The 9687-nt window shown below is 71.4% G+C and carries 4 protein-coding genes; 3 read left to right on the top strand and 1 reads right to left on the bottom strand.

Annotated elements, in window-relative coordinates; translation table 11 throughout:
• Positions 1–4: 4 nt before the first annotated feature.
• Positions 5–1051 carry a pyridoxal-phosphate dependent enzyme gene (locus GA0070610_RS25410; protein WP_089002376.1) on the bottom strand — a complete coding sequence of 349 codons (1047 nt, stop codon included), beginning with the start codon at positions 1049–1051 and terminating at the stop codon, positions 5–7.
• 101 nt (positions 1052–1152) lie between these two features.
• On the opposite strand from GA0070610_RS25410, the gene GA0070610_RS25405 reads away from it, so the two are divergent.
• The 3 genes from GA0070610_RS25405 to GA0070610_RS25395 are packed head-to-tail and all read left to right on the top strand — an operon-like array spanning position 1153 to position 9684.
• The gene (locus GA0070610_RS25405; RefSeq protein ID WP_089002375.1) at positions 1153–6540 is read left to right on the top strand and encodes a type I polyketide synthase; all 5388 of its coding nucleotides are present in this window, start codon (positions 1153–1155) and stop codon (positions 6538–6540) included.
• Entirely contained in the window at positions 6530–7504 is a 975-nt protein-coding gene (locus GA0070610_RS25400) for an LLM class flavin-dependent oxidoreductase (RefSeq protein ID WP_089002374.1), read from the top strand. Before GA0070610_RS25405 ends, GA0070610_RS25400 begins: the two co-directional genes overlap by 11 nt.
• Positions 7501–9684, top strand: coding sequence for a lantibiotic dehydratase (locus GA0070610_RS25395; RefSeq protein WP_089002373.1), 2184 nt, complete (start codon positions 7501–7503; stop codon positions 9682–9684). The genes GA0070610_RS25400 and GA0070610_RS25395 overlap by 4 nt, the downstream gene beginning before the upstream one ends.
• Positions 9685–9687 lie beyond the last annotated feature (3 nt).

Genomic DNA, 9687 nt, shown 5'->3' with positions numbered 1-9687 from the left:
GGGGTCAGCCGGCCCGCGCCGGCTCGCTCGCCTTGAACGACAGGCCCTGCCGGCGGAACGACCGGATCGCGGACTCGACCGGATCGAGCAGCCCGACCTCGGCCAGCCAGGCGTCGTCGTAGACCGTGTCCTCGTACTTGCTGGCGTCGTCGGGCATCAGCAGCAGGGGGAACGCCGGAGCCGCCGGCCCGAACAGGTCGGTCACACACGCGGTCAACACGCATCCCGCCGAACCGCCGATGCCGATCATGGTGTCCTCCCGGAGCATCCGGCACATCGCGATCGCGTCGCTGTCGCGGATCTGGTGCCGGCCGTCGACGGAACCCGCCTCGAGGAACGACGACCGGCGGCTGGCACCGATCCCCGGGAGGAGACGGGCGGTCGCCGGCATCTCCGTGGGCGGACCCGGGGAGACCTCGCTCGCCAGCGAGTGGAACACGTCCACGGCGATCACCCGGATTCGTCTGCCCGACCCGCGGACGTGCCGGGCGATCCCGGCGGCGGTGCCACCGGTGGAGACCGCGACGTAGACGGCGTCCAGGTGCTGGCCGCCCTGCTCGATGATCTCCGGCGCGGTGCTCTCCTCGTGGACATCCGGATTCGCCGGGTTCTCGTACTGGTTCGGCCAGCGGTAGTCCGGCCGTGACCGGAGGATCCGCCGTACCGCGTCGAGCCGGGTGAGCAGGTATCCACCCCGACCGTCGTGCTCCTCGACGAGGTGCAGTTCGGCGCCGGCCTCGGTGAGCGCCCGCAGGGAGACGGCCGGGGTCTTCGGGTCGACGACCGCGATGAAGTGACAGCCGATGTCGGCCAACAGACGCGCCATCGCGATGCCCAGGTTGCCCGACGTGGACTCCACCACCACTGTGCCCGCCACCAGTGGTCGCTCCCGGTCGAGGGCACGCAGCAGACCGAGGGCGGTCCGTTCCTTCACTGAGCCGGACGGATGTCGACACTCGTGCTTGAGGAGTACCGTGTGATGGTCGCCGCCACGCGTCACGAGGAGCTCTGAGACCGGGGTCGGTGCGATCCTCCGATTCCTGTCCAGCATTGCCAAAGGATGCAAGGGCCGCTCGGTGGCCGGGAAGAACCTGGCGAGTTGTCGCCAGGAACTCGCCGCGACCTTGATGCGTGGACCCACGAGAAACAAGCATGTGCCCCATGGCGCATCAGGCTGGTCTTGATCCCGTCGCCCGGACGGTTGGACAACCCATCGCGATTATCGGCATGGCGGGTCGATTCCCCGGTGCCCGCTCCGTTGAGGAGTTCCGCGACAACCTTCTCGACGGCGTCGAGTCGATCTCCTTCTTCGACGACGAGGAGTTGCGGGCCGCCGGCGTGACCGACGCCGAGCTGGCCGACCCGGCGTACGTGCGGGCAGCTCCGGTCATCGGCGACGTCGACATGTTCGACGCCGCCCTGTTCGGGCTCAGCAGCCGCGAGGCTCAGCTGGTGGATCCCCAGTTCCGGGTGTTCCTCGAGACGTGCCACTCGGCGCTGGAGAACGGCGGCGTGGTCCCCGGTCAGGGCAGCGACCGGATCGGTGTCTACGCCGGATCGCGGCCCAACAACTACCTCGAGGACAACATCTACCGCAGCACGCAGGCGATGCGGAGCGCGGGAAACCTGCTGGCCTCGATCAGCAACCACACGGACTACCTGGCCACCAGCGTGGCCTACCGACTCGGCCTGACCGGCCCGGCGATCAGCATGGTGACCGCGTGCTCCACCTCACTGGTGGCCGTCCACGTCGCCGTGCGGGCGCTGCGCGCCGGTGAGTGCGAGGTCGCCCTCGCCGGTGGCGTCGAGATCTGCCTGCCGGAGATCGGCGGGTACGTCTACAAGGACGGCGGGATCTTCTCGCCGGACGGTCGGATCCGGCCGTTCGACTCCCAGGCCCAGGGCACCGTCTTCGGCAACGGATGTGGTGCCGTCCTGCTCAAGCCGCTGGCCGCCGCGCTGGCCGACGGCAACCCCGTGCACGCCGTCATCCGCGGCACGGCGATCAACAACGACGGCAGCGACAAGGGTGCCTTCTCGTCACCCAGCGCCTCCGGCCAGGTCGCGGTGGTCCGCGCCGGGTTGCGGGACGCCGACGTTCATCCCGCCACCATCGGCTACGTCGAGGCGCACGGCACGGGCACCCTCGTCGGCGATCCGATCGAGGTCGGCGCGCTCAGCACCGCGTGGCGTGAGCAGACCGACGAGGCCGGCTACTGCGCGATCGCGTCGGTCAAGGCCAACGTGGGTCATCTCGGGGCGGCGGCCGGCGTGGCCGGTCTCGTCAACGCGGTCTGCACCGTCCGGGACGGAGTGCTGGCCCCGGTCATCAACTTCGACGAGCCCAACCCGCGCATCGACTTCGTCAACGGCCCGTTCTACGTCAGCACCGAACTGCGCTCCTGGCCGGCGTCGGACCGTCCCCGGCGGGCCGCCGTGAGCTCGTTCGGCATCGGTGGGACCAACGCCAACGTCATCATCGAGCAGCCGCCGGCCCGCGCGGCGTCCCGCCCCGGGCGGCGGTCCTTCCAGCTCATCCCCGTCTCCGCCCACACGCCGGAGGCGCTCGACGCGCTCACCGGCAGGCTGGCCGACTGGCTGTCCGGCACGGACGAGGAGCTCGCCGACCTCGCGTACACCCTGAGCACGGGCCGTCGGGCGCTGCCGCTGCGCCGCTTCGTGGTGGCCGGCGCCCCGGCGGACGCCGCCGCCCGGCTGACCGTCGACCTGCCCGCCTTCAGGGCCACCGCGGCACGCGGCGCCACCTTCCTCTTCCCCGGTCAGGGGGCGCAGTACCCGGGAATGGCCCTCGAGCTGTACCACTCGGAGCCGGTGTTCCGGGCGGAGTACAACGCCTGCGCGGCGGCGCTGCGCGCCACCCACGACGTGGACCTGCTGCACCTGCTGCTCAAGGCGGACAGCGAGACGCAGAACCAGACGCGCAACACGCAGCCGCTGCTGTTCGCGATCGAGTACGCGCTCGCCAGGACGATGCAGAGCCTCGGCATCCAGCCGACCGCGATGCTCGGGCACAGCATCGGCGAGTACGTGGCCGCGGCCCTGGCCGGCGTGTTCAGCCGGGACGACGCGGTGCGGCTGGTGGCTGAGCGGGGTGCGCTCATGCAGACGGCCGAGAGCGGGTCGATGCTCGTGGTGACCCTGCCCGAGGAGCTGCTCGTCCCGATGCTGGACGACACGCTGGACATCGCGGCCATCAACGCACCCGGGGTGTGCGTGGTCGCCGGCCGGACCGAGGACGTGGAACGGTTCGAGGACGAACTGATGCTGCACGGCGTCTCCAGCCGCCGGGTGCACACCTCGCACGCGTTCCACTCCCGGACGATGGACGGCATCCTCGACCGCTTCGAGGAGGCGGTACGAAAGACCACCCTGCACCCGCCGGCGATTCCCTTCGTGTCGAACCTGACCGGAACCTGGATCGCCGACGACGAGGCGACCGACCCGAGCTACTGGGCCCGGCACCTGCGCGGCTGCGTCCGGTTCGCCGCCGGTGTGGAGCTGCTGACCACCGACGGCGACCGGGCCTTCGTCGAGGTGGGGCCCGGCCGGACCCTCACCGGCTACGTCACCGCCCAGGACCGCTCGGCGGTGGCGGTGGCGACGCTGCGCCACCCGAAGCAGCAGCAGTCCGACGCGGAGACCCTGCTCGGCGCGGTCGGCCGGCTCTGGGCCGAGGGCGTGCCGGTGGACTGGGCCGGGTTCTGGTCGGACGAGCGGCGCAACCTGCTGGCCCTGCCCGAGTACCCCTACCAGCGTCAGCGCTACTGGATCGAACCTGACGAGGAAGAGCCGGCCGCTGTCGGCGGGGCGGCTGTCACGGCCGGACCGGTTGGTGCGTACACGGCACCGGTGTGGCTGGAGACCCCGGCACCGGATCCGGTCGCCGCGGAGGGGACCTGGCTCGTCCTCTCCCCGCCGGACGACACCGTCCTGCCCCGGGTGGCGGAGCGGGCCAGGGCCGCCGGCGCCAGCGTGCTGCTGGCGACGACGGACGAGCAGGCCATGGCGCTCCTGGCCGACCTGCCGGCGGACCTGCCGGCGCCGGTGACGCTGGTGCACGGGCTCTGCGTCGGGACCCGGCCCGAGGGCCTGACCGAGGCCGCCGCCGCCGGGTACTGGCTGGAGAACGGCTTCCACAGCGTGCTGCGGATGCTCCAGGAGGCCGTTCGCCGGCTGCCGGGTACGCCCGTCGAGCTGGTCGTCGTGACGAGCCAGATGCAGGACGTCACCGGCGACGGCCTGGTCGAGCCGGCCAAGGCAGCGGTACTGGGCGTGGTCAAGCTCGCGCCGAAGGAGCTTGAATCGGTCACCAGCCGCAGCATCGACCTCGGCGGGACGTACCGCGAGGACCTGGCGATGGCGCAGCTCTTCGCGGAGATCGCCGGGAAGGGCACGGAGCAGCAGGTCGCCTACCGTGGTCGCAAGCGCTGGGCCTGGTCGTACGCCGGGATCTCGGTGACGGCGCCGGCGGGTGCGCCGCCGGCGCTCCGTCAGGGTGGTGTCTACCTCCTCACCGGCGGCCTGGGCGGGCTCGGCCTGGTCCTCGCCCGTCAGCTCGTCGACCTGGTGTCGGCGAAGGTGGTGCTGCTCGGTCGCAGCGGGTTGCCCGACCGGGAGGAGTGGCCGGCCGTGCTGGCCGCCACCCCGCAGGCGCCGGTCGCGCACCGGATCCGCGCGGTCCAGGAGATCGAGGAGTCCGGCGGGCAGGTTCTGACGCTGGCGGCGGACGTCACCGATGCCGACAGCATGCGGGCGGTACGCGACCGGGTGCTCGACCACTTCGGACCGGTCGACGGGGTGTTCCACCTGGCGGCCGTGGCGGGTGGCGGCATGCTCGAGACCCGGTCCCACGAGGACGCGCAGGCGGTGCTCGCGCCGAAGGTGCGCGGCACGTACCTGCTCGACGAGATCTTCCAGCCGGACCTGATGGTGCTGTACTCGTCGATCGCGGTGCTCTCCTCCGACTTCGGCCTCGGTGACTACGTCGGCGCCAACGCCGTGCTCGACGCCTTCGCACAGGCACGGTGGGCGGAGGGCCGGCACACGGTCTCCATCAACTGGCCGCCGTTCGCCGAGGTGGGCATGGCGCAGGAGGTCGAGGCCCCGTCGATCTTCGCCCAGATCGCCTGGGGGGAGCAGCCCGCCGACGCGGAGGTCCGTCCGGTGGCGCACCCGATGCTCTCCGCACGGACCGACGTCGACGACTCGCTCAGCACCTTCGACGTCGACCTGTCCGCGACGAACTGGGTTCTCGACGAGCACCGGATGACCGGCATCCCGACGATGCCGGGCACGGGAATCATCGAGCTGGTGCGCGCCGCGTTCGCCGATCTGACCGGCGAGCAGCACGGTGAGATCACCGACCTCATGCTCGTCCAGCCACTGGTCGCCCACCCCGGCCTGCGGTGTCAGCTCGATCTGCGCCGGCAGCCCGACGGGTTCGAGGTGGTGCTGCGCAGTCCCGACGGCAACCAGTACGCACAGGGCCGGGTCGGCCCGGGAGACGCCGTCGACCCGACCAAGCACGACCTGGCGCAACTCCGGGCCGAGGCGACGGAGATCTCCGTCCCCGATCTCGCCAACTTCGAGGGCGTGCTCAAGTTCGGCCCCCGCTGGTCCGGAATCCGGGGCCGCTGGTCCGCGCCGGGCATGGAGCTGGTGACCGTCGAGCTCGACGAGCGGTTCCGCTCCGACCTCGACGAGTACCACCTGCATCCGGCGATCCTGGACTGCAGCATCGGGATCGGCCAGGTCATCCGGGGCGAGGGCTTCTACCTGCCGTTCAGCTACGGTCGCATCCGCGTCCACAGCGCGCTGCCCGGCCGGGTGCACGCCATCATCCGGCACCTCGACGACACCCTCGGTGAGACCGCCAGCACCGACGTGACGCTCATCGACGATGACGGCAACGAGGTTCTGACGGTGGAGCGGTTCACCATCTTCCGGATGCCGGAGGACCTGCCCGAGCGGACCCAGGGGACGTCGGTCGCCGCACCGGCCGTCGCCGAGCCGCTGGACGAGGTCACCCCCGAGGCCGGGGCGGAGGCACTGCGCCTGATTCTCGGTGGCGCCGTGGGCCCGCAGGTCATCTGGTGCCCGGAGGGCCTCGACGTCCGGTTGCGGCGTACCTCCAAGGTCAACCGGGCGGCGGTCACCGAGCAGTTGACCGCCGGCGGTACCTCCACGGGCACGGCACGGACCCTGTCCACGCCGTATGTGGAACCGAGCAGCGACCTCGAGCGGGCCCTGGCGCAACTCTGGTCGGACACGGTCGGCGTCGAGCAGATCGGGGCCGAGGACGACTTCTTCGACCTCGGCGGCAACTCGTTGTTCGCGGTCCAGCTGGTGTCCCGGATCCGGCAGCGCTTCTCGGTCGACGTCTCGGCCGCTCAGCTGTTCGACTCCCGCCACGTGCGGGGCCTGGGCCAGGTCATCGAGGCCGCCCTGGTGGCGAAGATCTCGGCGATGTCGGAAGAGCAGGTCGCGCAGACGATGGGGCTGACCACCGATGCCGGCTGACAGGCTCGCTGTCGGGGCCGTCGTGGGCGGCCAGGGCATGTCGGCGCAGCACATGTTCAGGCTCACCAGCGACGTGGAACAGCTGGGCATGGACTCGGTGTGGCTGCCGCAGATGCCCAATCAGCTCGAGGTCGGCACGCTGCTCGCCGGGCTGGCCGTCACGACGGACCGGCTGCGACTGGGCACGGCGATCCTGCCGATGTACTCGCGCCCTCCGGTGGTCATGGCGCAGACCGCGGTGACCATCGACGAGATGTCCGGCGGGCGGGTGAACCTCGGGCTGGGACTGGGTCACCGGGGAATCGGCGACTGGATGGTCGGTGGCCGTTCGGTGCCGGCGATCGCGGGGACCCGCGAGTATCTCGGCGTCGTCACGCAGCTGTGCCGTGAGGGCGAGGTGAACGTCGACGGTGAATGGTACGGCGGGCACGCCTCGCTCCCGGCGGGGCAGCGTGACGACCTTCCCGTCCTGCTCGGCGCCTTCGGCCCGCGGATGCTCGAACTGGCCGGGGAGGTCGCTGACGGGGCGATCCTCTGGATGTGCACGCCGCAGTACGTCACCGATGTCGTGCTGCCCGCGCTGCGTCGCGGCTGGGCGAAGCGGGGTGGTCGCCCGGCCGGCTTCCGCGTGGTCGCGATGATGCACGTGGCGATCAGCGACGAACCCGACCGCGACCGCGAGCTGTTCGGCCGGCTCCTCGCGTCGTACCTGCGGGTGGCGACCTACCGCACGCTGTTCGGCAACAGCGGGTTCGCCAACTGCGTCGAGACGGGCCGGGCCGACGACCGGATGGTGTCGGCCCTGGTCGCGATCGACCCGGAGGAGGTGTCCCGCGGTCTGGCCGCCTACCGACAGGCCGGCGTCGACGAGGTCGTGATCGCCCCGGCGGGCACCGCCCAGCGCGGCTACGAGACCTGCCTTCAGACGCTTCGCGCCACGTACGGGATCAGCGCTGGCGCATGATCCCCGATCATCTGCTGCCGTTGGGCGACGAGGAGTTCTCGGTCTGGCGTCGGTTCTGCCTGCGTAGCGCCGGCATGCCGTTCGACTGGGTCGCTGATCCGCAGATCGTCCGGCAACCGCTGTTCCTGGAGGCGCTGACCTGGCAACACCTCGAGGTCGCCGAGCTCGCCCAACGCCGGGTCGCCGACGGCAGGCCGATGAAGCGGGATCTGTCGAGGACGCTGGCGAGCTACCGGTCGCGGTACTGCGTGAAGAACGACTCGATCGGGTTCTTCGGACCGACGGCCTGGGGCCGCTGGACCGACGGTGACACGGTCGTTCCCGAGCAGGGGTCGGTAACCAGGGGCCAGGTGTTCTTCGAGATGTGGGCCGTCCAGGCGGTGGGCAGGGCGCTCGCGGAGCGCCACGACCTGCATGACTGGACGGTCCCGCAGGTGGCGTCGGCCGTGGCGCCGGGGCCGGGCGGCGTCCACCTGGGCGACGGCTCGTTCCTGTCCCTGTCGGAGTCGGGCCAACGGGTCCTCGGGGCGGTCGACGGCTTCCGGACCGTCTCGGATGTGGCGGCTGTCCTGGACGACGGGACCGCCGACGCCGCGCGGGTCGTCACCGAGATCCGTAAGTTGCAGGCGATGGGGGTGCTGACCCGGGGGTTCTTCATTCCGCAGGCCCAGCACCCCGAGCGCCGGCTGGCCATGCAGCTGGCCCGGGTGGCCGATCCCGTGCGCCGGCAGGCGGCACAGGACGAACTGACGTCGCTGGTGCGGGCCCGGGACCGGGTCGCGGCCGCGGTGGGCGACCCGGCCGCGGTGGCCTCGGCGCTGGAGGCGCTGCACGAACGGTTCACCGCCATCGCCCTCGAGTCGTCGCGGCGACACGACGGCAGGTACTACGCCGGCCGTACGGTCGTCTACGAGGAATGTCGCGCCGACACCGTCCCGGAGCTTGGGGCGGAGCTGCGGGCTGACGTGGCACCGGCCCTGGGCCTCCTGCTGCAGAGCGCGCGGTGGTTCTCGGTCGAGATCGCCCGGGGATACCGGTCGTTGGTCGGCGAGTTGCTCGCGCGGGAGCCGGACCGGTCCGCCGCCGGCTACCCCCTGCCCAGGCTGCTCGCCCAGCTCGCCCCGACCTTCCAGGACAGTACGACCGGACCGACCGGCGCCGCGACGCGTGAACTGCGTCGACGCTGGACGGAGATTCTGGCCCCGCAGCCGATGACCGGTCCGGTGACGTACTCGTCGCAGGAGCTGCGGGACAAGGTCCTCACGGCCTTCCCCGCCACGGCGCCGGGTTGGCCGACGGCACGGTGGCACAGTCCGGATCTCATGCTCGCGGCGGCCAGCCCGGAGGACCTGCGCGACGGCCGGTGGTTGGCCGTCCTCGGCGAGGTCCACCCCACGATCAACTCGCTCGACCAGTTGTGCTTCTCGTGGTCGCACCCCGACCAGGCAGGGCTGCGGCGGGACATCGACAGCGACATGCCGAAGCGGATCGTCCCGCTCTACTCGATGACCGACGGCCTGGTGAACTCCCGTACCGGCCCGCCCGAGGCGTACCACTCGCCCGGCTACACCTACCTGGGGGTCTCCTCCGAGCAGTCGTACGCGCCACCGCGGGCCGACGTCGTGGCGGCGGGCGCGCTGCGGGTGCACCGGGAGGCTGGACGGCTGATCGTCCGCTCCGTGGTGGACGACTTCGAGGCCGACCTCATCGAGGTGCTGGACGACTACCTCGCCCTGGCCGCGTTCAACCGGTTCGGGCTGCTGGCTCCGTCCCCGTACCAGCCACGGATCCAGATCGACCGGGTCGTCGTGTCGCGTGAGCGATGGCAGCTCCCGTTCACCGAGTTCGCCGAGTTCGCGCAGGCCCGGCTGGCGACGGTGGTGTCGCACGTACGGCAGGTCGCGGCGGGCCGAGGGCTGCCCGACGTCGCGTTCTGGGTCGTCGCGGGCGAGGCCAAGCCGATCTACGTCGACCTGCGCGACGACACCCTGATCGACACGCTCTGGGCGAAGCTGCGCCGTGGCCGGCAACGTGACCCCGGTGGCAGCGTCTCGATCACCGAGATGCTGCCGGGACCCGACCAGCTGTGGCTGCGCGATTCGCAGGGCCGGGGCTACACGGCGGAGTTCAGGCTGACCTGCGTCGACAGTCAGCAGTACCGAGGCGAGAACGGAGAGTGAGCA

It is taken from the genome of Micromonospora echinofusca (assembly GCF_900091445.1).
GTDB classification, from domain to species: Bacteria; Actinomycetota; Actinomycetes; order Mycobacteriales; family Micromonosporaceae; genus Micromonospora; species Micromonospora echinofusca.
This window is presented reverse-complemented; position numbering and strand designations above follow the sequence as displayed.